Annotated in this window: 17 protein-coding genes; 1 reads left to right on the plus strand and 16 read right to left on the minus strand. The window is 69.9% G+C overall.

The window, feature by feature from the left end; genetic code table 11:
- Window positions 1-12 precede the first annotated feature (12 nt).
- From ACLIN4_RS11880 to ACLIN4_RS11935, 12 genes are all read right to left on the minus strand, one after another.
- Entirely contained in the window at window positions 13-789 is a 777-nt protein-coding gene (locus ACLIN4_RS11880; RefSeq protein ID WP_107476610.1) for a TIGR03936 family radical SAM-associated protein, read from the minus strand.
- A gap of 170 nt (window positions 790-959) precedes the next feature.
- Window positions 960-2093 carry a hypothetical protein gene (locus ACLIN4_RS11885; RefSeq protein WP_411575757.1) on the minus strand — a complete coding sequence of 378 codons (1134 nt, stop codon included), beginning with the start codon at window positions 2091-2093 and terminating at the stop codon, window positions 960-962.
- 59 nt (window positions 2094-2152) lie between these two features.
- Window positions 2153-4096 carry a TIGR03960 family B12-binding radical SAM protein gene (locus ACLIN4_RS11890; RefSeq protein ID WP_179350566.1) on the minus strand — a complete coding sequence of 648 codons (1944 nt, stop codon included), beginning with the start codon at window positions 4094-4096 and terminating at the stop codon, window positions 2153-2155.
- A 105-nt stretch (window positions 4097-4201) separates the two neighbouring features.
- Window positions 4202-5401: a rod shape-determining protein RodA gene (gene rodA, locus ACLIN4_RS11895; protein ID WP_107476616.1), complete on the minus strand. Its 1200-nt coding sequence runs from the start codon at window positions 5399-5401 to the stop codon at window positions 4202-4204.
- Complete coding sequence (gene mrdA, locus ACLIN4_RS11900) at window positions 5398-7695, minus strand: penicillin-binding protein 2 (protein WP_290014242.1); 2298 nt, start codon at window positions 7693-7695, stop codon at window positions 5398-5400. The genes rodA and mrdA overlap by 4 nt, the downstream gene beginning before the upstream one ends.
- A 52-nt stretch (window positions 7696-7747) precedes the next feature.
- Window positions 7748-8419 carry a rod shape-determining protein MreD gene (gene mreD, locus ACLIN4_RS11905; RefSeq protein WP_100049023.1) on the minus strand — a complete coding sequence of 224 codons (672 nt, stop codon included), beginning with the start codon at window positions 8417-8419 and terminating at the stop codon, window positions 7748-7750.
- Window positions 8420-8432: 13 nt separating this feature from the next.
- Entirely contained in the window at window positions 8433-9440 is a 1008-nt protein-coding gene (mreC, locus tag ACLIN4_RS11910) for a rod shape-determining protein MreC (RefSeq protein ID WP_269956779.1), read from the minus strand.
- A gap of 166 nt (window positions 9441-9606) precedes the next feature.
- Complete coding sequence (locus ACLIN4_RS11915) at window positions 9607-10626, minus strand: rod shape-determining protein (protein ID WP_019325389.1); 1020 nt, start codon at window positions 10624-10626, stop codon at window positions 9607-9609.
- A 319-nt stretch (window positions 10627-10945) separates the two neighbouring features.
- A complete protein-coding gene (ndk, locus tag ACLIN4_RS11920; RefSeq protein WP_007449819.1) occupies window positions 10946-11359 on the minus strand; it encodes a nucleoside-diphosphate kinase in 414 nt (137 codons plus the stop codon).
- Between the two features lie 158 nt (window positions 11360-11517).
- Complete coding sequence (locus ACLIN4_RS11925; protein ID WP_100048545.1) at window positions 11518-11874, minus strand: DUF4233 domain-containing protein; 357 nt, start codon at window positions 11872-11874, stop codon at window positions 11518-11520.
- An 8-nt stretch (window positions 11875-11882) separates the two neighbouring features.
- Window positions 11883-13406 (minus strand): bifunctional tetrahydrofolate synthase/dihydrofolate synthase, encoded by a 1524-nt coding sequence (folC, locus tag ACLIN4_RS11930; RefSeq protein WP_100048544.1) that lies wholly within the window; start codon window positions 13404-13406, stop codon window positions 11883-11885.
- A 195-nt stretch (window positions 13407-13601) separates the two neighbouring features.
- Window positions 13602-16226, minus strand: a complete 2625-nt coding sequence (locus tag ACLIN4_RS11935; protein WP_289903197.1) for a valine--tRNA ligase — start codon at window positions 16224-16226, stop codon at window positions 13602-13604.
- A 138-nt stretch (window positions 16227-16364) separates the two neighbouring features.
- Between ACLIN4_RS11935 and ACLIN4_RS11940 the strand changes: the two genes are divergently transcribed.
- Window positions 16365-17336: a hypothetical protein gene (locus ACLIN4_RS11940; RefSeq protein ID WP_411575758.1), complete on the plus strand. Its 972-nt coding sequence runs from the start codon at window positions 16365-16367 to the stop codon at window positions 17334-17336.
- 70 nt (window positions 17337-17406) lie between these two features.
- On the opposite strand, the gene clpX is transcribed toward ACLIN4_RS11940, so the two are convergent.
- The 4 genes from clpX to tig all read right to left on the minus strand — a co-directional run bounded on the left by clpX (window position 17407) and on the right by tig (window position 22011).
- The gene (gene clpX / locus ACLIN4_RS11945) at window positions 17407-18693 is read right to left on the minus strand and encodes an ATP-dependent Clp protease ATP-binding subunit ClpX (protein WP_107476619.1); all 1287 of its coding nucleotides are present in this window, start codon (window positions 18691-18693) and stop codon (window positions 17407-17409) included.
- Between the two features lie 191 nt (window positions 18694-18884).
- Window positions 18885-19565 carry an ATP-dependent Clp protease proteolytic subunit gene (locus ACLIN4_RS11950; protein WP_100048542.1) on the minus strand — a complete coding sequence of 227 codons (681 nt, stop codon included), beginning with the start codon at window positions 19563-19565 and terminating at the stop codon, window positions 18885-18887.
- Between the two features lie 81 nt (window positions 19566-19646).
- Entirely contained in the window at window positions 19647-20252 is a 606-nt protein-coding gene (locus tag ACLIN4_RS11955; RefSeq protein WP_052412035.1) for an ATP-dependent Clp protease proteolytic subunit, read from the minus strand.
- A gap of 364 nt (window positions 20253-20616) precedes the next feature.
- Window positions 20617-22011, minus strand: coding sequence for a trigger factor (gene tig / locus ACLIN4_RS11960; protein WP_100048541.1), 1395 nt, complete (start codon window positions 22009-22011; stop codon window positions 20617-20619).
- Between the last annotated feature and the right edge of the window lie 146 nt (window positions 22012-22157).

Genomic DNA, 22157 nt, shown 5'->3' on the forward strand with positions numbered 1-22157 from the left:
GCGGAACCTTCCTTACGCCGGCGCCTTCGCGGCGGCGGAAGCGGCGGCCGGTTGCGGCGCGGGCGCTTCTGCCTCGCGGTCGGGCGCGAGCGGGTCGGTCACCGCACCGGTCTCTTCATCGAACAGCCCCTGCGCCAGCCTGGTCACCGCTGCGGGGACCGGCGGCGCCAGGTCGGCCACGGCGCGAAGACCGGACAGGACGTCGTCGGGTCGTACGGCAGGCGTCACGTGCCGAACAACCAGCCGCAGTATCGCACAGGGCTGGTCGGTCGGCCTATCAGCCGGCGAACCGTGCGTGGTGCCGCTCTCGAGGTGAGCGACGGCGGAGCGGGCGTCGAAGGTGCGGACGCCGTTCTTCGTCTTGCGCTGGACCTCCACGGCCGGGGCCGCGTTGAACGCCGCCACGGCGCGCTCGGCCTCGGCGGGCTCCACACCGGCCAGCCGCAGCTCCCACACGGAGGCGGTCAGCCGGTCGGCGAGCCCGGAGGTCCGGGCCTCGACCGCGTCGACGATGTCCAGCCCGGCGGGCAGGGACTCGTCGAGGAGCAGCCTCAGCCGCTCCGGGTCACGCGCCTCGGTGAGGGCGATCTCCAGGTACTCCGCCTCACTGCCCGTGCCGGTGGGTGCGGCATTGGCGTACGACACCTTCGGGTGCGGTGTGAACCCCGCCGAGTACGCCATGGGTACCTCGGCGCGGCGCAGCGCACGCTCGAAGGCGCGCTGGAAGTCACGGTGGCTGGTGAACCGGAGGCGGCCGCGCTTGGTGTAACGCAGTCGGATGCGCTGCACCGCGGGTACGGGCGGCGGGCCTTCGGGCTGTCGCTTGCCCAGGGGACTTCTCCTTGTGTACGGCGGTCGGGACCGTGACGCATCCCCGCGCTGGCGGGGAGCAGTCCGGCTGACGCCTTCCCGGTGTCGTGCAGTCGGGATCATCCCCGCATCGGCGGGGACGTCTCGCGTCAGGTCCTCTTTTCAAGAGTACGCGTTCGCGCGCCCGAGGGTTCCCGCCGGTCCACCGACGGCGTCCGCACCGGCTCCCCGAACAGCGTCCGCCGCAGGTCGGCACGAGCCTGCCGCACGGACAGCCGGACGGAGCCGAGCGCCTGCCGGCCCGCCCGCCGGGCACTCCGAGCGGCCTCGGCCAGGGGCCGCAGGACGGTGTCCCGCACGGCGTGCCCCACCGGCGTCAGCACGCTCCGGTACACCCACCGCGCCGGTTCGGCGACGGTCCAGCGGAAGACGGCGGCGAGGAACCGCCCCACGGCGCGCGAGACGTACCCGGCGACCCGCCAGGCGTGCCCGAGCGCGTCCAGGACCTCCCGCCCGACGACCGCGAGCGCCCGCCCGACCGGCACCAGCACCCACCGCCACACGGCGAGGGCGGGCAGCACCAGCAGGATGCGGACGGTCCAGTACAGCACCGCACCGATCCCGGTGACGATCTGCCCCAGGCACCAGAGCACTCCCCTGCCGCACCAGGCCAGCCCCCGTCCGCACCAGGCCAGCAGATGCCCGATCGGGGTCAGCACCCAGGCGTAGAGCCACCCGGCGGGCACGACGACGAGGTACCGCGCGAGCCAGGCGAGACCGCAGTACACCCCGCGCCCGAACCACGCCAGACCGGCGTACAGCCCACCCACGAGCCACGCCAGACCGGCGTACAGCCCCCGCCCGACGGCCGCGAGCACCGCGCCCACGCCCCTGAAGAACCAGCCGAGCGCATGCCCGACCGGCGTCAGCAACCACCGGTACACCCACACCGCCGGCACCACGAGCAGCACGTTCCCCAGCCACCCCACGCCCTGGGCCACCGGCACGACGACGTACCGCCACAGCCCGACCAGCGGCCACACGAAGACGGCCCGCCCCAGCCACGCCAGCGCCCGTCCGACGGGCCGCAGCACCGTGTCCCGCAGGAACCGCCCGGCGACGACCAGCGCGTCCCACGCCATCCGCACCGGCAGGACGAGCACCAGGACGACGATCCGCACCGGGAGCCGGACCGCGACGACGAGACATCCCTCCCCGTCCGCCCGCGGCACGGGTTCCCGCTCCGGGCTCCTGCCGGGAGACGCCTTCTCCAGATCGACCATGTACACGAAGACGCCGCGGGGGCCCTTTCGGATCCCCCGCGGCGTCAGGTCGGGTACGGCTACTTGACCACGGTCAGCGGCAGCAGCTTCTTCCCGGTCGGACCGATCTGGATCTCCGTGTCCATGGCGGGGCACACCCCGCAGTCGAAGCACGGCGTCCAGCGGCAGTCCTCGACCTCGGTCTCGTCGAGGGCGTCCTGCCAGTCCTCCCAGAGCCAGTCCTTGTCGAGGCCCGAGTCGAGGTGGTCCCAGGGCAGGACCTCCTCGTAGCCGCGCTCGCGGGTGGTGTACCAGTCGACGTCGACGCCGTAGGGCGCGAGGGCCTTGTCGGCGCAGGCCATCCAGCGGTCGTAGGAGAAGTGCTCGCGCCAGCCGTCGAAGCGGCCGCCGTCCTCGTAGACGGCGCGGATGACGGCGCCGGTGCGGCGGTCGCCGCGCGAGAGGAGGCCCTCGACGATGCCGGGCTTGCCGTCGTGGTAGCGGAAGCCGATGGAGCGGCCGTACTTCTTGTCGCCGCGGATCTTGTCGCGGAGCTTCTGCAGGCGGGCGTCGGTCTCCTCGGCGGAGAGCTGCGGGGCCCACTGGAAGGGGGTGTGGGGCTTGGGAACGAAGCCGCCGATGGAGACGGTGCAGCGGATGTCGCCGGAGCCGGAGACCTCGCGGCCCTTCTGGATCACGCGGGTGGCCATGTCTGCGATCTGGAGGACGTCGTCGTCCGTCTCGGTGGGCAGGCCGCACATGAAGTACAGCTTCACCTGGCGCCAGCCGTTGCCGTAGGCCGTGGCGACGGTCCGGATGAGGTCGTCCTCGGAGACCATCTTGTTGATGACCTTGCGGATGCGCTCCGAGCCGCCCTCGGGGGCGAAGGTGAGGCCGGAGCGGCGGCCGTTGCGGGTCAGCTCGTTGGCCAGGTCGATGTTGAAGGCGTCGACGCGGGTGGAGGGGAGGGACAGGCCGATCTTGTCCTCCTCGTACCGGTCGGCGAGGCCCTTGGCCACGTCGGCGATCTCCGAGTGGTCCGCGGAGGAGAGGGAGAGGAGGCCGACCTCCTCGAAGCCGGTCGCCTTCAGGCCCTTGTCGACCATGTCGCCGATGCCGGTGATGGAGCGCTCGCGCACCGGGCGGGTGATCATGCCGGCCTGGCAGAAGCGGCAGCCGCGGGTGCAGCCGCGGAAGATCTCGACCGACATGCGCTCGTGGACGGTCTCGGCGAGCGGGACGAGGGGCTGCTTGGGGTAGGGCCACTCGTCGAGGTCCATGACGGTGTGCTTGCTGACCCGCCACGGGACGCCGGAGCGGTTGGGCACGACGCGGGCGATGCGGCCGTCGGGGAGGTACTCGACGTCGTAGAAGCCGGGGACGTAGACCCCGCCGGTCTTGGCGAGGCGCAGCAGCAGCTCCTCGCGGCCGCCGGGGCGGCCCTCGGCCTTCCAGGCGCGGATGATCGCGGTGATCTCCAGGACGGCCTGCTCGCCGTCGCCGATGACGGCGCAGTCGATGAAGTCGGCGATCGGCTCCGGGTTGAACGCCGCGTGTCCGCCGGCCAGGACGACCGGGTCGTCGATGCCGCGGTCCTTGGCCTCCAGCGGGATGCCCGCGAGGTCCAGGGCGGCCAGCATGTTGGTGTAGCCCAGCTCCGTGGAGAAGGAGAGGCCGAAGACGTCGAAGGCCTTCACCGGGCGGTGGCTGTCGACGGTGAACTGCGGGACGGAGTGCTCCCGCATCAGCGCCTCCAGATCCGGCCAGACGCTGTAGGTGCGCTCGGCGAGGACGCCCTGCTGCTCGTTCAGTACCTCGTAGAGAATCATGACGCCCTGGTTGGGCAGACCGACCTCGTACGCGTCGGGGTACATGAGGGCCCAGCGGACGTCGCAGGATTCCCAGTCCTTGACCGTGGAATTGAGCTCTCCGCCGACGTACTGGATCGGCTTCTGCACATGCGGGAGCAGAGCTTCGAGCTGCGGAAACACAGACTTCACAGACTCGGCGGCTTCGGCAGGCATCTCACGGAACCTTCGTGTGCTGACAAGGGGGACCATCCAGCCTAACCCGGCCCGGACGGTCCCCCTTACCGCTCGCCCTCTCCGCCTCCCGGCAGCGGGCCCCTCCTACGCCGACATGGGCCTTTGGACGGTGATCGACTGGAGCAGCCCCACCGCCATCCACACGGCGAACATCGAGGAGCCGCCGTACGACACGAAGGGCAGCGGCAGGCCGGTGACCGGCATGATCCCGAGGGTCATGCCGATGTTCTCGAAGGTCTGGAAGGCGAACCAGGCGACGATGCCGGCGGCGACGATCGTCCCGTACAGGTCGGTGGTCTGGCGGGCGATCTTGCAGGCGCGCCACAGGACCACGCCGAGCAGGGCGATGATCAGGCCGGCGCCGAGGAAGCCCAGTTCCTCGCCGGCGACGGTGAAGACGAAGTCGGTCTGCTGCTCCGGCACGAAGCGGCCGGTGGTCTGCGAGCCCTCGAAGAGGCCGGAGCCGGTCAGGCCTCCGGAGCCGATGGCGATGCGGGCCTGGTTGGTGTTGTAGCCGACGCCCGCGGGGTCGAGTGCCGGGTTGGCGAAGGCGGCGAAGCGGGCGATCTGGTAGTCGTCCAGGATGCCGAGCTGCCAGACGGCGAGGGCGCCGGCGGTTCCGGCGCCGAGCAGTCCGAAGACCCAGCGGTTGGAGGCGCCGGAGGCGAGCAGCACGCCGAGCACGATGATGACCATGACCATGACCGACCCGAGGTCGGGCATGAGCATCACGATCAGCATGGGTACGACGGCCAGGCCCAGGGCCTGCAGCACGGTCCGGTGGTCGGGGTGGGGCCGGTCGCCCGCGTCGACGCGCGCCGCGAGCAGCATCGCCATGCCCAGGATGATCGTGATCTTCACGAACTCCGAGGGCTGGAGGGAGAAGCCGCCGGGCAGCTTGATCCAGGAGTGGGCGCCGTTGATGGTCGAGCCGAGCGGCGTGAGCACCAGCAGGATCAGGAACACGGAGGCGCCGTAGAGGACCGGTACGGCGGTGCGCAGGGCGCGGTGGCCGAGCCAGACGACGCCGACCATCAGGGCGAGGCCGATGCCGGTGTTCAGCAGGTGCCGGGTGAGGAAGAAGTACTGGTCGCCCTGGTTGAGCTCGGTGCGGTTGCGGGTCGCGGAGTAGACGAGCAGGGAGCCCATCAGGGAGAGCGCGACGGAGGCCAGCAGTATCGGCCAGTCGAGCCGTCGAGCCATGCCGTCCCGGGCGAAGACCCGGGTCCAGCCGGCCTTCTCGGGTCCGTATCCGGAGACCTGGAAGCTGTTGGCGCCGGTCATGTGCGTGCCCTCCGGCTTCCGCTGCCGCTCGTCCTGCCGCGCCCTCGGCCGCGTGCGCCGCCGCGCCGCCGGTGGCGGCGGGTGTCGCGGTTGTCGCCGTTCTGCGTCGGCGTCGTCGCGGCCTGTCCCTGCTCGTCGATGGGGGCGTACTCCTCTTCCGGGGAGGCCTTCTCGTCGGGCAGCAGGTCCTTGACGATGTCCTTGGAGATCTTCGGTGCGGGGATCGTCCCGTCCGCCTTGATGGTCGGCAGCTTCGCCTGCGGCTTCGGCAGCAGCGCCTTCTTCGTGTCGATCTTCCCGTCGTCCGAGACGCCGTAGAGCGCGTCGTAGATGTTGCGGACGGCGGGGCCGGAGGCGCCGGAGCCGGTGCCGCCCTGGGAGATCGTCATGACGATCGCGTAGTCGTCGGTGTAGGTGGCGAACCAGGAGGTGGTCTGCTTGCCGTGGACCTCGGCGGTACCGGTCTTGGCGTGCATCGGGATCTCGTCCTGCGGCCAGCCCTCGAACCGCCAGGCGGCGGTGCCGCGGGTGGCGACGCCGGCGAGGGCGTCGTCCATCTGGGCCAGCGTGGCCTTGCTTATGGGCAGCTTGCCGTGCGCCTGGGGCGCGATCGCCTGGACGTCCTTGCCGTCGGGGCTGACGACCGCCTTGCCGATGGACGGGTCGTACAGGGTGCCGCCGTTGGAGATGGCCGCGTAGATGGTGGCCATCTGGATGGGGGTGACGAGGGTGTCGCCCTGGCCGATGGAGTAGTTGATGGCGTCACCGGCGCGCATCTTGTTGCCCTCGAGGCAGCCCTCGTACGCGAGCTTCTCGACGTAGGAGCCGTCCTTCTTGCCGGTCTTGCACCAGGCGTCCTTGTTGGCCTCCCAGTAGTCCTGCTTCCACTGGCGGTCGGGAACGCGGCCGCTGACCTCGTTGGGCAGGTCGATGCCGGTCTTCTCGCCGAGGCCGAACTCGTGGGCGGCCTCGTAGAAGTAGTCGTTGGGGTTCTTCGGGTTCATCCCGCCGTCCTTCTTCCACTCCTGGTGGGCCAGGCGGTAGTAGACGGTGTCGCAGGAGAGTTCCAGGGCGCGGCCGAGGTCGATCGAGCCGTAGCTCGCGGACTCGAAGTTCTTGAAGACCTGACCGCCGACGGAGTAGGAGCTGGAGCAGTCGTAGCCGCCGTTGAAGTCGTAGCCGGCCTCGACCGCGGCGGAGGTGGAGACCACCTTGAAGATCGAGCCGGGGGCGGCCTGTCCCTGGGTGGCCCGGTTCAGCAGCGGGTAGTTGGACTCCTTGCCGGTGAGCTTCTTGTAGTCCTTGGCGGAGATGCCGCCGACCCAGGCGTTGGGGTCGTACGTCGGGTTGGAGGCCATGGCGACGACGCGGCCGGTCTTGGCCTCCATCACCACGACCGCGCCGGCGTCGGCCTCGTAGAGCCGGTTGGTGTTGCGGTCCATCTCCTTGCGGGCGGCCTTCATCGCCTCGTTCAGCTCGTACTCGGCGACGCGCTGGACGCGGGCGTCGAGGCTGGTGACGAGGTTGGAGCCGGGCACGCCGGGGTCGGACTCGGCCTCGCCGATGACGCGGCCGAGGTTGTCGACCTCGTAGCGGGTGACGCCGGCCTTGCCGCGCAGTGCCTTGTCGTACTGGCGCTCCAGCCCGGAGCGGCCGACCTGGTCGGAGCGCAGGAAGGGCGAGTCGGTGTCCTCGGCCTTCTTGATCTCCTCGTCGGTGACCGGCGAGAGGTAGCCGAGGACCTGGCCGGTGTTGGCCTTGCCGGGGGCGGCGTAGCGGCGGACGGCCATGGGTTCGGCGGTGATGCCGGGGAAGTCCTCGGCGCGCTCGCGGATCTGGAGGGCTTGCTTGGGGGTGGCCTCGTCGGTGACGGGGATCGGCTGGTAGGGCGAGCCGTTCCAGCAGGGCTGGGGGGTCTCGGCGTCGCAGAGCCGGACCTTGTCCATGACGTCCTTGGGCTCCATGCCGAGGACGCCGGCGAGCTTGGTGAGGACGGCCTTGCCGTCGTCCTTCATCTTCAGCAGGTCGGTGCGGGAGGCGGAGACCACCAGGCGGGTCTCGTTGTCGGCGAGGGCCACGCCGCGGGCGTCCAGGATCGAGCCGCGGGGTGCGGGCTGGACGACCTGCTGGACGTGGTTGCCGGAGGCTTCCGCGGCGTACTCGTCGCCCTGGCGGATCTGGAGGTACCAGAGCCGGCCGCCGAGGGTGGCGAGGAGGGAGAGGACGAGGACCTGGATGACGACGAGCCGGGTCTGGACTCGTGTGCTGCGGCCGGTCTCGGGGATGTTCGTCACTGCGGCTGCTTCCCCCTTGAGACGTGTGTGCTCCTGGTGTGCTGCTGCGTGGTCACAGCCGCTTGACCCCCTTGATGCGTCCGGCCCGGGCCACCCGTGCCCGTGCCGCCTTCACGCGGAGACCGTTGCGCTGGTTCCCGATGCGCAGGCCGGTGCCGCCGGAGAGCCAGCCCGAGGAGATGTCGGGTTTCTGGCCGGCGGAGTTGGTGTCGGCCAGCGGGTCGTTCTCGGCGCGTCTGGCGAGGGCCATGATGCCGGGGACGACGAAGGGCGCGAGCAGCAGGTCGTACAGGGCGGCCGTGAACAGCAGGCCGGGCAGGCCGACGTGGCGGGCGGCGGTGTCGCCGACGAGGGCGCCGACTCCGGCGTAGAGCAGGGTGGTGCCGAGGGCGGCGACGACCACGACGGCCATGGGGCCGGTGGCCGACCTGAGCCGGCCGTTCTCCGGTTTGGCGAGGCCGGCGAGGTAGCCGATGACGCAGAGCACCAGGGCGTAGCGGCCGGCGGCGTGGTCTGCGGGCGGGGCGAGGTCGGCGAGGAGTCCGGCGCCGAAGCCGACGAGGGCGCCGCCGACGTGGCCGTAGACCAGGGCGAGGCCGAGGACGGTGAGCAGCAGCAGGTCGGGGACGGCTCCGGGCAGGTGGAGGCGGGCGAGGACGCTCACCTGGATGACGAGGGCGACGACGACGAGGGAGGCGGAGAGCAGGATCCGGTTGACGCGCATGGGGTGAAAGCTCCTACTGCTCGTTCTGCTCGGACTGCTGGTTCTGCCCGGTCCCGCCGTCCTGCGGCAGACCGTCCTGGGCCTGGCCGTCCTGGGCCTGGCCGTCGGGATCGGCTCCGGGGGTCACGGTCACCGTGACGGTCGGCGTGGGCTTCGGCTGCTTCTTCTCCGGGAGCACCGTGTCGCGCGGGTCCTTCTGCGGGCCCTGGACGACGACGCCGACGACGTCGAGCTTGGTGAAGCTGACGAACGGTGTGATCTCGAGCGTGCGGGTCAGGTCGCCGCCGGAGGGGTCGACGCGGGAGACGGTGCCGACGGGCACGCCGGGCACGAACGGCTTGTCGGCCTGGGAGCCGAAGGTGACCAGCCGGTCGCCCTTCTTGACCTGGGCCTTGCCGTTGAGCAGTTCGACGCGCAGGGGGCGGCCGCCCTGGCCGGAGGCGAAGCCGAGTTCGTCGCTGCCCTCCATCCGGGTGCCGACGGTGAAGTCGGGGTCGTTGGCGAGCAGCACCGTGGCGGTGTTCGGGCCGACGGTGGTCACGCGGCCGACGAGGCCGTCGCCGTTGAGGACGGTCATGTCGCGTTCGATGCCGTCGTTGGCTCCGGCGTCGATGGTGATGGTCCAGGAGAAGCCCTGCGCGGCTCCTATGGCGATGACCTGGGCGCCCTTGATGCCGTACTGGCCGGCGCCGGCCAGCCCGAGCATCTTGTCGAACTGCTTCAGGCGGCTGCGGCCGCGCTCGTCGCTGCCGAGCTTCGCCTTCAGGGCCGCGTTCTCCGTCTCCAGCGCGGCGAGCCGGTCGTGGCGGTCGCCGGAGTCGCGGACGGCGGAGATCGCGTTGCCGATCGGGTCGACCGCGGACGACACCCCGTTCTCGATCGGACCGAAGACACCGGCCGCGGCCTGCCGGGCACCGTCGACCGGTGAGTCCTCCCCGCCGCGGATGTCCACCGTGATCAGCGCGAACGCGATGGCGATCAGCAGCACCAGGAGCAGCCGGCTCTCTTTCGTGTCCCTCACGTGCGGCGGCCGTGCCTTCCTCGTCGAATTCGACAATTACGTGGCGGTGTTCAGGAATTCAGGGGATTCGGTGCGCGCGGTGCGTATCAGGCGGCACGAAGCCTCTATATCAACGATCCGCCGCACGAGAGGAGATCGTCTCGTACGGCGGAACCGAAGTGTTACGTCATCTGCGGGGCTGGGCGTCCAGCACCTGCTGGAGCGCCTCGAACTCCTCGACGCACTTGCCGGAGCCGAGCGCCACGCTGTCCAGCGGGTCCTCGGCGATGTGGATCGGCATTCCGGTCTCCCGGCGCAGCCGCTCGTCGAGCCCGCGCAGCAGCGCGCCGCCACCGGTCAGGACGATGCCCCGGTCCATGATGTCGCCGGACAGCTCCGGCGGACACTTGTCGAGGGTCGTCTTGACGGCGTCGACGATCGCGTTGACCGGCTCCTCGATCGCCTTGCGCACTTCTGCGGCGGAGATGACGACGGTCTTGGGCAGCCCGGACACGAGGTCCCGCCCGCGGATTTCGGTGTGCTCGTCAGCGTCGAGGTCGTACGCCGAACCGATCGTGATCTTGATCTGCTCGGCCGTGCGCTCACCCAGGAGGAGGCTGTACTCCTTCTTCACGTGCTGGATGATCGCGTTGTCCAGCTCGTCACCCGCGACGCGGATGGACTGGGCGGTGACGATGCCGCCGAGCGAGATGACCGCGACCTCCGTGGTGCCGCCGCCGATGTCGACCACCATGTTGCCCGTGGCCTCGTGGACCGGCAGGCCGGAGCCGATGGCCGCGGCCATGGGCTCCTCGATGATGTGCACCTGACGGGCGCCGGCCTGGGACGACGCCTCGATGACGGCGCGGCGCTCGACGCCGGTGATGCCCGAGGGCACACAGACGACGACCCGCGGACGAGCCAGATACCGCCGCTTGTGGATCTTCAGGATGAAGTAGCGGAGCATCCGCTCGGTGATCTCGAAGTCGGCGATGACGCCGTCCTTCAGCGGGCGCACGGCAACGATGTTGCCGGGCGTGCGCCCGATCATCTTCTTCGCTTCGGCGCCGACCGCGAGGATGCCACCGGTGTTGGTGTTGATCGCGACGACGGACGGCTCGTTGAGTACGATCCCGCGACCCCTGACGTACACCAGCGTGTTGGCGGTCCCGAGGTCGACAGCCATGTCACGGCCGATGAACGACATTGAGTTCCCCATCAGGATTCGACTGGCCTTCCCAGGAGCTTTTGAGGGCTTTTCAGGTAGGCGAAGTGGATGCAGTGACGCGTGGAGGCTTCCATCGTAGACGCGCTTTCGCGAACACTGCGCGAGGGTCTTCGCCATTGTCGGCAGATGGCGCACCGCCTCGCTTGTGGAGACGGGCCAACGGGGGCATCCGTTCCCCCGAACAGGCGCGCATATGCCACAGGGCGGTCGCTTTTACGCGACCGCCCTGGTCCGCGGCGGGCCATTCGGCTGACACGGCGTCAGAAAAAAGATGTGTCCGGCGTGTCCGGAGGGTGGTTCAGACCCGGCCGGGGAAGAAGATCTTCAGCTCGCGCTCGGCGGACTCCTCGGAGTCGGAGGCGTGGATCAGGTTCTCCCGGACGATCACACCGAAGTCCCCGCGGATCGAGCCGGGGGCGGCGGCGATCGGGTCGGTCGGGCCGGCCAGCGCGCGCACGCCCTCGATGACCCGCTCCCCCTCGACGACCATGGCGACGACCGGACCGGACGCCATGAACTCGACCAGCGGCTCGTAGAAGGGCTTGCCCTTGTGCTCGCCGTAGTGCTGCTCCAGCGTCTCGGCGTCCAGGGTGCGCAGTTCCAGCGCGGTGATCTGCCAGCCGGCCTTGCGCTCGATGCGGCTGATGATCTCGCCGGTCAGGCCGCGACGGACGGCGTCGGGCTTGAGGAGGACGAGGCTGCGCTGGGTCACGAGGGCTCCTTGGGATATGCGGGTGTGCGGTTGTGCGTACGGGCTGTGCGTACGGTTTGTGCGCAAGCGGGCGGGCGGGCGGGCGGCGGTGCGAATGCCGCGTCGCACGAATTGATGACAGAGGTTACCGGGCGTGTCGCGGCGCCCGTCACGCAGCGTCAGGCGGCGTCGGGCGCGGACGCCTCGGCCTGGGCCGCGAACCTCGCCTTCGCCTCGTCGATCTTCCGCCCGTAGTGCACGGAGGCCCACCACAGGGCCGCGAAGACCGCGCCCAGGAAGAACATGGTCGGCACCACGAAACCGGACGCGATCAGGGCGATCTGCAGGGCCCAGCCGAAGGCGATGCCGCCCGGCCGGGTCACCACGCCGCACAGCGCCACGCACAGGAACATCGCGATGCCGCTGACCGTCCACACCGTCCCCATGGACAGGTCCGGGTCCTTCATGGCGACCAGCCCGGCGAAGCCGATGACGAAGAACTCGCCGATCAAGGTCGAAGCACAGAGCGTACGCACGGAAATCCTCAGCCCTTCCCCAGCAGCAGCCGGGCCTCGCCGACGGTGATGACGGAACCGGTGACGAGCACGCCGCCACCGGCGAACTCGCCCTCCTCCTCGGCCAACGTGATCGCGGCCTCCAGGGCGTCCGGCAGCCGCGGCTCGACCTGGACGCGGTCCTCGCCGAACACCTCGACCGCGATCCCGGCCAGCTCGTCGGCGTCCATCGCGCGGTGGCTGGAGTTCTGTGTGACGACGACCTCGGCGAAGACCGGCTCGAAGGCCTCCAGCAGACCCCGCACGTTCTTGTCGCCGCTCGCGCCGACCACGCCGATGAGCCGGCTGAACTGGAACGCCTCCCCCACCGCCTCCGCGGTCACCCGGGCGCCGGCCGGATTGTGCGCCGCGTCCAGCACCACGGTCGGCGAACGCCGCACGACCTCCATCCGCCCCGGCGAGGCGACGGCGGCGAAGGCCTTGCGCACGGTGTCGATGTCCAGCGGCTCGGGACGCTGCGCACCCACGCCGAAGAACGCCTCGACGGCGGCGAGCGCGACGGCCGCGTTGTGCGCCTGGTGGGCGCCGTGCAGCGGCAGGTAGATCTCGGTGTACTCACCGCCGAGCCCGCGCAGCGTGACCAACTGCCCGCCGACGGCGACCTGCCGGGCGACGACCCCGAACTCCAGCCCCTCGCGCGCGACGGTGGCGTTGACGTCCACGGCCTTCTTCAGCATGACCTGCGCGGCGTCCACCGGCTGCTGGGCCAGGATCACCGTGGCGTCCTGCTTGACGATGCCGGCCTTCTCGGTCGCGATCTCGCCGGGCGTGGAGCCGAGCCGGTCGGTGTGGTCGAGGTCGATGGGGGTGACGACGGCGACGTCCCCGTCGATGACGTTGGTGGCGTCCCAGGAGCCGCCCATCCCGACCTCGACGACGGCCACGTCCACGGGCGCGTCGGCGAAGGCGGCGTACGCCATGCCGGTCAGCACCTCGAAGAAGGACAGCCGGTACTCCTGCCGCGCGTCGACCATCTCGACGTACGGCTTGATGTCCTGGTACGTCTCGATGAACCGCTCGGCGGAGATCGCGGCGCCGTCCAGGCTGATCCGCTCGGTGATCGACTGCACGTGCGGCGAGGTGTACCGCCCGGTGCGCAGCTCGAAGGCGCCGAGCAGGGCCTCGATCATGCGGGCGGTGGAGGTCTTGCCGTTCGTCCCCGTGATGTGGATGGAGGGGTACGACCGCTGCGGCTCCCCCAGCACGTCCATGAGCGCGGCGATGCGGGCGACGGACGGCTCCAGCTTGGTCTCGCCCCAGCGGGTGGCCAGCTCCGCCTCGACCTCGCGCAGCGCCTTGTCCACCTCGGGGTCCTCGGGGCGCCCGGGGATGTCGGCCTGCGGCGGACCGCCCTGGGTGCGCAGGGTGCGGCTGCCGGCCTCGATGACGGCGAGGTCGGGGTCGCGGGTGGTCTCCGCGTCGATGATCTCGTCGAAGGAGTCGAGGGGGTCGGAGGGGTCGGGCTGGTCGTTCTCGCCGGGGATGTCGCTCACGGGGACCAGTCTACGGAGAGTCTCCGACGGTCGGGGGCGGGAGTGGGACGGCTGAGGTTCCGTGGCGTGTGCGGCGCCGCTGTGGCCGGTCGCGCCCACGCGGCGGAGCCGCACATCGAAACAGCCCGCACCCCTGGGGGTGTGCGGGCCCCCGGCGCTTGTGGGGCACCGGGAGCCTGCGTCACGTAACGGCGGCTACGCCTCCGGCAGCTTCTCCAGCTGGGCCTGGATGCGGGCGATGTCCTCGTCCGCCTTGGCGAGGCGGCCCCGGATCTTGTCCACGACGTGGTCCGGCGCCTTGGCGAGGAACGCCTCGTTGCCGAGCTTGGCGTTGGCCTGGGCCTTCTCCTTCTCGGCGGCGGCGAGGTCCTTGGCGAGGCGCTTGCGCTCGGCGGCGAAGTCGATGACACCGGAGAGGTCGAGGGCGACCTCGACCCCCGCCACCGGCAGCGTCGCCGTCGCCGTGAAGGCGTCACCCTCCGGCTGGAGCCGCAGCAGCTGCCGGACGGCCGCCTCGTGCGCGGCGAGCGCGCTGCCCGCGAGGGTCAACCGGGCCGGAACCCGCTGTCCGGGCTGGAGCCCCTGGTCGGCGCGGAACCGGCGGACCTCGGTGATCACCGACTGGACGGTCTCGATCTCCCGCTCGGCGTCGGCGTCCCGGAAGCCCGAGTCGGCCGGCCACTCGGCGATGACGACCGACTCGCCACCGGTGAGCGTCGTCCACAGCGTCTCGGTGACGAAGGGGACGACCGGGTGCAGGAGGCGCAGCGTGACGTCCAGGACCTCGCCGAGGACGCGCTTGGAGACCTCGGCGGCCTCGCCGCCCGCCTGGAAGGTGGTCTTGGACAGCTCGACGTACCAGTCGAAGACCTCGTCCCAGGCGAAGTGGAACAGGGTGTCGGAGAGCTTCGCGAACTGGTAGTCCTCGTAGTACGCGTCGACCTCGGCGACCACCGAGTTCAGCCGCGACAGGATCCACCGGTCCGTCGAGGACATCTTCGACGCGTCGGGCAGCGGGCCCTCGACCGTCGCGCCGTTCATCAGCGCGAAGCGGGTGGCGTTCCAGATCTTGTTGGCGAAGTTGCGGGAGCCCTGGACCCAGTCCTCGCCGATCGGGACGTCGACGCCCGGGTTGGCGCCGCGCGCCAGCGTGAACCGGAGCGCGTCGGAGCCGTACTTGTCCATCCAGTCCAGCGGGTTCACGACGTTCCCAAAGGACTTGGACATCTTCTTGCCGTTCTGGTCACGGACCATGCCGTGCAGGGCGATGGTGTGGAACGGCGGGGTGCCGTCCATCGCGTAGAGGCCGAACATCATCATCCGGGCGACCCAGAAGAAGAGGATGTCGTAGCCGGTGACCAGGACGGAGTTCGGGTAGAACTTCGCGAGCGAGTCGGTCTGCTCGGGCCAGCCCAGCGTGGAGAACGGCCACAGGCCGGAGGAGAACCAGGTGTCCAGGACGTCGGAGTCCTGGTACCAGCCCTCGCCGCTCGGCGGCTCCTCGTCGGGGCCGACGCAGACGACCTCACCCTCCGGGCCGTACCAGACCGGGATGCGGTGGCCCCACCACAGCTGGCGCGAGATGCACCAGTCGTGGAGGTTGTCGACCCAGTCGAAGTACCGCTTCTCCATCTCCTGCGGGTGGATCTTGACCTTGCCGTCGCGGACGGCGTCACCGGCCGCCTTCGCGAGCGGGCCGACCTTGACCCACCACTGCATCGACAGGCGCGGCTCGATGGTGGTCTTGCAGCGCGAGCAGTGCCCGACGGAGTGGACGTAGGGCCGCTTCTCGGCGACGATCCGGCCCTCGGCGCGCAGCGCGCCGACGATGGCGGAGCGGGCCTCCAGGCGGTCCAGGCCCTGGAAGGGGCCGTGGGCGGTGATGACGGCGTGCTCGTCCATGACCGCGATGGCGGGCAGGTCGTGGCGCTGGCCGATCTCGAAGTCGTTCGGATCGTGGGCGGGCGTCACCTTGACGGCGCCGGTGCCGAACTCGGGATCGACGTGCTCGTCGGCGACGACCGGGATGGAGCGGTCGGTCAGCGGCAGCTTGATGAGCTTGCCGACGAGGTGCTTGTACCGCTCGTCCTCCGGGTGGACGGCGACGGCGGTGTCACCGAGCATCGTCTCGGCACGGGTGGTGGCGACGACAATGGTCTCGTCCCCGTCCCCGTACTTCATGGAGACCAGCTCGCCGTCGTCGTCCTGGTACTCGACCTCGATGTCGGAGATGGCCGTCAGACACCGGGGGCACCAGTTGATGATGCGCTCGGCGCGGTAGATCAGCTCGTCGTCGTAGAGCCGCTTGAAGATGGTCTGGACGGCCTGGGACAGCCCCTCGTCCATCGTGAACCGCTCACGCGACCACGCGACACCGTCTCCCAGCCGGCGCATCTGTCCGCCGATCTGCCCGCCGGACTCGCCCTTCCACTGCCAGACGCGCTCGACGAACGCCTCCCGGCCGAGGTCGTGCCGGGACTTGCCCTCCTTGGCCAGCTCCCGCTCGACGACGTTCTGCGTGGCGATGCCGGCGTGGTCCATGCCGGGCTGCCACAGCGTCTCGTAGCCCTGCATGCGCTTGCGGCGGGTCAGGGCGTCGATGAGCGTGTGCTCGAAGGCGTGCCCCAGGTGCAGGCTGCCCGTGACGTTCGGCGGCGGGATGACGACGGTGTACGGCGGCTTCTCGCTGTCCGCGTCGGCCTCGAAGTAACCCCGTTCTACCCAGCGCTCGTACAGCTTCCCCTCTACCTCGGCCGGCGTGTACTGGGTCGGCAGTTCGGTGGTGGGTGCGGGCTGCGGCTGCTGAGTGTTCTCGGTCACGGGGGTCAGTTTACGGGCGTCACGGCCCTGTCCCGAAACGCCTTTCCTTTGTAACGGTGCGGCCCCCCGGTGACCTGCGCACGCCACGTCTGCGTCAGGATGTCAGCACCACGTAAGCATCTGGAGGGGAACCCAGAAATGAGTCACAACCAGCCGGGCCCGTACGGCGGGCAGCCCCAGCAGCCCGGACCGTACGGACAGCCGGGTCCGTACGGCCAGCAGCCGCCGCAGGCCCCCCAGCCCGGCTATGGCTACCCCCAGCAGACGCCCCCGCCCGCGCAGCCCGGGTACGGCTACCCGCAGCAGCCCCAGCAGGGCGGCGTCCCGCCGCAGCAGCCGCCGTACGGCCAGCAGGCCCCCTACGGCCAGCAGCCGCCCTACGGCCAGCAGCCGTACGGCATGCCCCAGCCCCCGGCGCCGGGCGGCGGGAAGAAGAAGACCGGCCTGATCATCGGCGCGGTCGCCGTCGTGGCGGCGATCGGCGTGGGGGCGTACTTCGTGTTCGGCGGGGGCGGGAGCGGCGGCGGCTCGGACATCGCCGACGACGGGCCGCACAAGCTGACCACTCCGGCGACGGTGCTCGGCGAGTACAAGAAGGCCGAGAGCGACAGCGGCACGATGGACGCCAGTGACATGAAGGACGCCGAGCAGTGGGGGGTGAAGAACGCCCAGGACGTGAGCGCCTCGTACGCGGCGGAGAACGAGGAAAACCCGCTCGCCTCCAAGCAGCTCATGTTCGGTGGCGTCTACGGCACGATCGACGACCCGGAGAAGACCGTCGACGCGATGTTCGCCCACATGAAGAAGGAGAGCGGGAAGGGCGGCAGCGACGAGGACGTCACGTTCCAGGGCGACCCGAAGGAGTACAAGCCCGACTCCCTCGACGGCGCCATCCTCAAGTGCCAGGACGCCAAGGTCGACAACTCCGACGGCGGCCCGAACGAGCCCAAGTCGATGACCATGACGTACTGCGTCTGGGGCGACCACAGCACCCTCGGCTTCGTGATGCCGATGAGCCTCCTGGACATCGCGGCCGGCAAGAAGACCGACCCCGCCGAGTCGGCCGAGATCACCGCCAAGCTCCGCAAGGAGGTCCGCGTCAAGGCCTGACGCGGACGCCTGAACGCATGTGGAAGGGGCCCGGTCGACACCGACCGGGCCCCTTCCGCAGTGCTGTTGCCTACGCCGTCTTCTGCTCCCCCGAACCCCGCCCCCGCGAATCCCGCGGAATCAGCGTCGGGTTGACGTTGGAGAGGACCACGTCGGCCGTGATGACGACGCGGGCGACGTCCTTGCGGGACGGGACCTCGTACATCACGCCCTGGAGGACCTCCTCCATGATGGCGCGCAGGCCGCGCGCGCCGGTCTGGCGGAGGATGGCCTGGTCGGCGATGGCCTCCAGGGCCTCGCGCTCGAAGTCCAGTTCCACGCCGTCGAGTTCGAAGAGGCGCTCGTACTGCTTGACGAGGGCGTTGCGCGGCTCGACCAGGATCTGGAGCAGCGCCTCGCGGTCGAGGTTGTGGACCGAGGTGATGACCGGGAGGCGGCCGATGAACTCGGGGATCATGCCGAACTTGACCAGGTCCTCCGGCATGACCTGCTCGAACTGGTCCTTGGACTCGGCTTCCCGCTTGGAGCGGATCTGCGCGCCGAAGCCGATGCCCTTGGCGCCGGCCCGGCCCTCGATGATCTTCTCCAGGCCCGCGAAGGCGCCGCCCACGATGAACAGGACGTTCGTCGTGTCGATCTGGATGAACTCCTGGTGGGGGTGCTTGCGGCCGCCCTGGGGCGGGACCGAGGCGGTGGTGCCCTCCAGGATCTTCAGCAGGGCCTGCTGGACGCCCTCGCCGCTGACGTCACGCGTGATCGACGGGTTCTCGCTCTTGCGCGCGACCTTGTCGATCTCGTCGATGTAGATGATCCCGGTCTCGGCCTTCTTGACGTCGTAGTCGGCGGCCTGGATCAGCTTCAGCAGGATGTTCTCGACGTCCTCGCCGACGTACCCCGCCTCGGTGAGCGCCGTGGCGTCGGCGATCGCGAAGGGGACGTTCAGCATGCGGGCGAGGGTCTGGGCGAGGAGGGTCTTGCCGGAGCCCGTGGGGCCCAGCAGGAGGATGTTGGACTTCGCCAACTCGATGGCGTCGTCGCGGCCTTGGGCACCGCCGTTCTCACCGGCCTGGACCCGCTTGTAGTGGTTGTACACCGCGACCGACAGGGCCTTCTTGGCGGCCTCCTGGCCGACCACGTAGCCCTCGAGGAACTCGTAGATCTCGCGGGGCTTCGGGAGTTCCTCCCAGCGCACCTCGCTGGTCTCCGCCAGCTCTTCCTCGATGATCTCGTTGCAGAGGTCGATGCACTCGTCGCAGATGTACACACCGGGCCCTGCGATGAGCTTCTTGACCTGCTTCTGGCTCTTGCCGCAGAACGAGCACTTGAGCAGATCGCCGCCGTCACCGATGCGTGCCACGGTGTGCTTCCCCTTCGCCTGGGAGACGCCTGGCCGCCGACGTGACGTCAACGGCCGGCGGACTCCTGGTGCTGCCTTATGTCCGACGGTACCTTGCCGGGCCCCCCGTCCGGGCCCCCCTTGGCACGGTTCGCTTTGACGTGAATCGCGTCAAACCGTGCCAAGGAGCGGCAGACGATACAGCCTCCCGCCTAGCGGAGAGAGGAGTTGTCCATCTTCCGGGTGGAGATGATCTGGTCGATCAGGCCGTACGCGAGCGAGTCCTCGGCCGTGAGGATCTTGTCGCGCTCGATGTCCTCGCGGATCTTCTCGACCGGCGTGGTGGAGTGCTTGGCCAGCATCTCCTCCAGCTGCGAGCGCATCCGCAGGATCTCGTTGGCGGCGATCTCCAGGTCGGAGACCTGGCCGCGGCCGGTCTCGCTGTACGGCTGGTGGATCAGGATCCGGGCGTTCGGCAGCGCCATGCGCTTGCCCGGCGTGCCGGCGGCCAGCAGGACGGCGGCGGCGGAGGCCGCCTGGCCCATGCAGACCGTCTGGATGTCCGGCTTCACGTACTGCATCGTGTCGTAGATGGCCGTGAGCGCCGTGAAGGAGCCGCCGGGGCTGTTGATGTAGACCGAGATGTCCCGGTCGGGGTCCATCGACTCCAGGCACAGGAGCTGCGCCATGACGTCGTTGGCGGAGGCGTCGTCGATCTGGACGCCGAGGAAGATCACGCGCTCCTCGAAGAGCTTCGCGTACGGGTCGTACTCGCGCACGCCCTGCGAGGTGCGCTCGACGAAGCGCGGGATCACGTAGCGGGACTCGGCGGTCGGGCCGGTGTACTCGGCGCGCGTGCGGTCGTACAGGCCGCTGCCGGGGAAGTCGTTCACAGTGTCTCCTGGAAAAGGGCTGAGGCGTCGGCTGGGGGCTGGCTGGGACACGCTCTCGGGCCCGCTGGGGCCCGGGAGGGCTCAGGCCCCGGTGCCGCCGCCGCCCGGCATGCCGGCGGCCGTGGTGATCACGTCGTCGACGAGGCCGTACTCCTTGGCCTCGAAGGCGTCGAACCAGCGGTCGCGGTCCGAGTCGCGGGTGATCTGCTCGATCGTCTGGCCGGTGTGCTGGGCCGTGAGCTCGGCCATGCGCCGCTTGGTGTGCAGCAGCCGCTCGGCGTGGATCTTGATGTCCGAGGCCGAGCCGGCGAGGCCGGCGGAGGGCTGGTGGATCAGGATCTCGGCATTCGGGAGCGCGAAGCGCTTGCCCGGGGTGCCCGCGCTGAGCAGGAACTGACCCATGGAGGCGGCCAGACCCATGGCGATGGTCACCACGTCGTTCTTGATGTACTGCATGGTGTCGTAGATCGCCATGCCGGCCGTGATCGAACCGCCCGGGCTGTTGATGTACAGGAAGATGTCCTTGTCCGGATCGGCGGCAAGGAGCAGCAGCTGTGCGGTGATCTTGTTGGCGATGTCGTCGTCGACCGGCTGGCCGAGGAAGATGATCCGCTCGCCGAGCAGCCGGTTGTAGACCTGGTCGCCGAGGCCACCACCGATGGAGGGCTCGCCGGCGGCTGAGGGCATCAGATTCGTCACGTATCCACCTGCTCGTCTTACGACGGCGCCGGGCCGTCTCACGTTTCCCTGCGGGGCTGGAGCCGCTTTCGGGGACTCCCCTGCCCTCGTATTCATGGACCCTAACGCGCAGGGCCTGCGGCGCCATCCCGGTTCCGCGAGTGTTCGCCGGGGGCGTAGCGCTCCACGGGTGCGGGTGCGGTGCGGAGCCTCGCCGTCGCGGTGGGGGCGCGTCGCCGGGACGCGGGCTTCCCGAGGTCGCTCGCGCCGTTCCCCGCGCCCCCGGCGGGGCTGCCCCGCCGTACGCGGAACGGGCCCCGGCACTGATCGTCCCGGGGCCCGTTCTGCGTCCGTCTGCGGAGGCGCGAGGGGATCAGCCCTCGGTCTTCTCCTCGGCCTTGTCGTCGCCCGACTCGGTGGACTCGGCGGCGGCCTCGGCGGCCTCCTCCGTCTCCTCCTCGTCGTCCAGGTCGACGATCTCGCCGTTGGTGTCCTTGACCGTGGCCTTCTCGACCACGACGGCCAGGGCCTTGCCGCGGGCGACCTCGCCGACGAGGAGCGGGACCTGGCCCTGCTCGACGACGGCCTGGGCGAACTGGTCGGGGGACATGCCGGAGGAGGCGGCGCGGCGCATGAGGTGCTCGGTCAGCTCTTCCTGGCTGACGTTGAGCTTCTCCTGCTTGACCAGCTCGTCGAGGACGAACTGGGTCTTGATGCCCTTGACCGCGGCCTCGCGGGTCTCGGTGTCGAACTCCTCGGCCGTCTTGCCCTGGATCTCGAGGTACTTCTCGAGGTCCAGACCCATCTGGCCGAGCTGGTGGTGCTCGAGGTTGTGCTTACGGGTGTTGATCTCGTCCTCGAGGAGCTTCTCGGGGACCGGGACCTCGACCAGCTCGAGCAGCTTGTCCAGGACGCGCTCCTGGGCCTGCGTGGCCTGGTCGTACTGCTTCATGTTGGCGAGGCGCTTGCGGCTGTCGGCGCGCAGCTCCTCCAGGGTGTCGAACTCCGACGCGAGCTGCGCGAAGTCGTCGTCCAGCTCGGGCAGCTCTCGCTTGGCGACCTGGGTGACCTTGACGGTGACCTCGGCCTCCTTGCCGGCCGCCGAGCCGCCCTTGAGCTCGGAGGTGAAGGTGGCCTCGCCACCGGCCTCCAGGCCCTTCACGGCGTCGTCGATGCCGTCCAGCAGCTCGCCCGAGCCGATGGTGTACGAAACACCGTCGGCGACGCCGTCCTCGAGGACCTCGCCGTCGACCTTGGCCTGCAGGTCGATGGTGACCACGTCGCCGTCCTCGGCGGCGCGCTCGACCGGGGAGGTGGAGGCGAAGCGCTCGCGCAGCTGCTCGACCGACTTCTCCACGTCCTCGTCGGTGACCTCGACGGCGTCGACCTCGACCTCGATGCCGGAGTAGTCCGGGATCTCGACGGTCGGGCGGACGTCGACCTCCGCGGTGAAGTTCAGCGTCTCGCCGTCCTTCAGCTCGGTGATGTCGACCTCGGGCTGACCCAGCGGGTTCAGGTCGGCCTCGTTGACCGCGTCGGTGTAGAACTTCGGGAGCGCGTCGTTGACGGCCTCCTCCAGAACCGCACCGCGGCCGAACCGCTGGTCGATGACCCGGGCCGGGATCTTGCCCTTGCGGAAGCCCTTCACCGTGACCTGCTGGTTGATCTTCTTGTACGCCGCGTCGAGGCTGTCCTTGAGCTCCTCGAAGGGCACCTCGACAGTGAGCCGAACCCGGGTCGGGTTCAGGGTCTCCACGGCGCTCTTCACGGTTCGGTCTCCTTGGTGGCTGACTTCTTGGGTTCTGCCGGGGCCAGCGGGGCGTCCGGCGGATTCGCCGCCCGGAGACTTCAGACTCTGAGACACACGGGCGTGCAGCTTGCATAGTAACGGCAGCGACTACACCGCCCAAAAGG

The organism is Streptomyces mutabilis (assembly GCF_046628145.1).
GTDB lineage: Bacteria > Actinomycetota > Actinomycetes > Streptomycetales > Streptomycetaceae > Streptomyces > Streptomyces mutabilis.

Bases quoted from the DNA above. Each gene is read 5' to 3' on its own strand.
- ACLIN4_RS11885 (WP_411575757.1), bottom strand. From the start codon at position 2,093: ATGGTCGATCTGGAGAAGGCGTCTCCCGGCAGGAGCCCGGAGCGGGAA.
- ACLIN4_RS11890 (WP_179350566.1), bottom strand. From the start codon at position 4,096: ATGCCTGCCGAAGCCGCCGAGTCTGTGAAGTCTGTGTTTCCGCAGCTC.
- rodA (WP_107476616.1), bottom strand. From the start codon at position 5,401: ATGACCGGCGCCAACAGCTTCCAGGTCTCCGGATACGGACCCGAGAAG.
- mreD (WP_100049023.1), bottom strand. From the start codon at position 8,419: ATGCGCGTCAACCGGATCCTGCTCTCCGCCTCCCTCGTCGTCGTCGCC.
- ACLIN4_RS11915 (WP_019325389.1), bottom strand. From the start codon at position 10,626: ATGTCGTTCATCGGCCGTGACATGGCTGTCGACCTCGGGACCGCCAAC.
- ACLIN4_RS11940 (WP_411575758.1), top strand. From the start codon at position 16,365: ATGAGTCACAACCAGCCGGGCCCGTACGGCGGGCAGCCCCAGCAGCCC.
- ACLIN4_RS11955 (WP_052412035.1), bottom strand. From the start codon at position 20,252: ATGCCCTCAGCCGCCGGCGAGCCCTCCATCGGTGGTGGCCTCGGCGAC.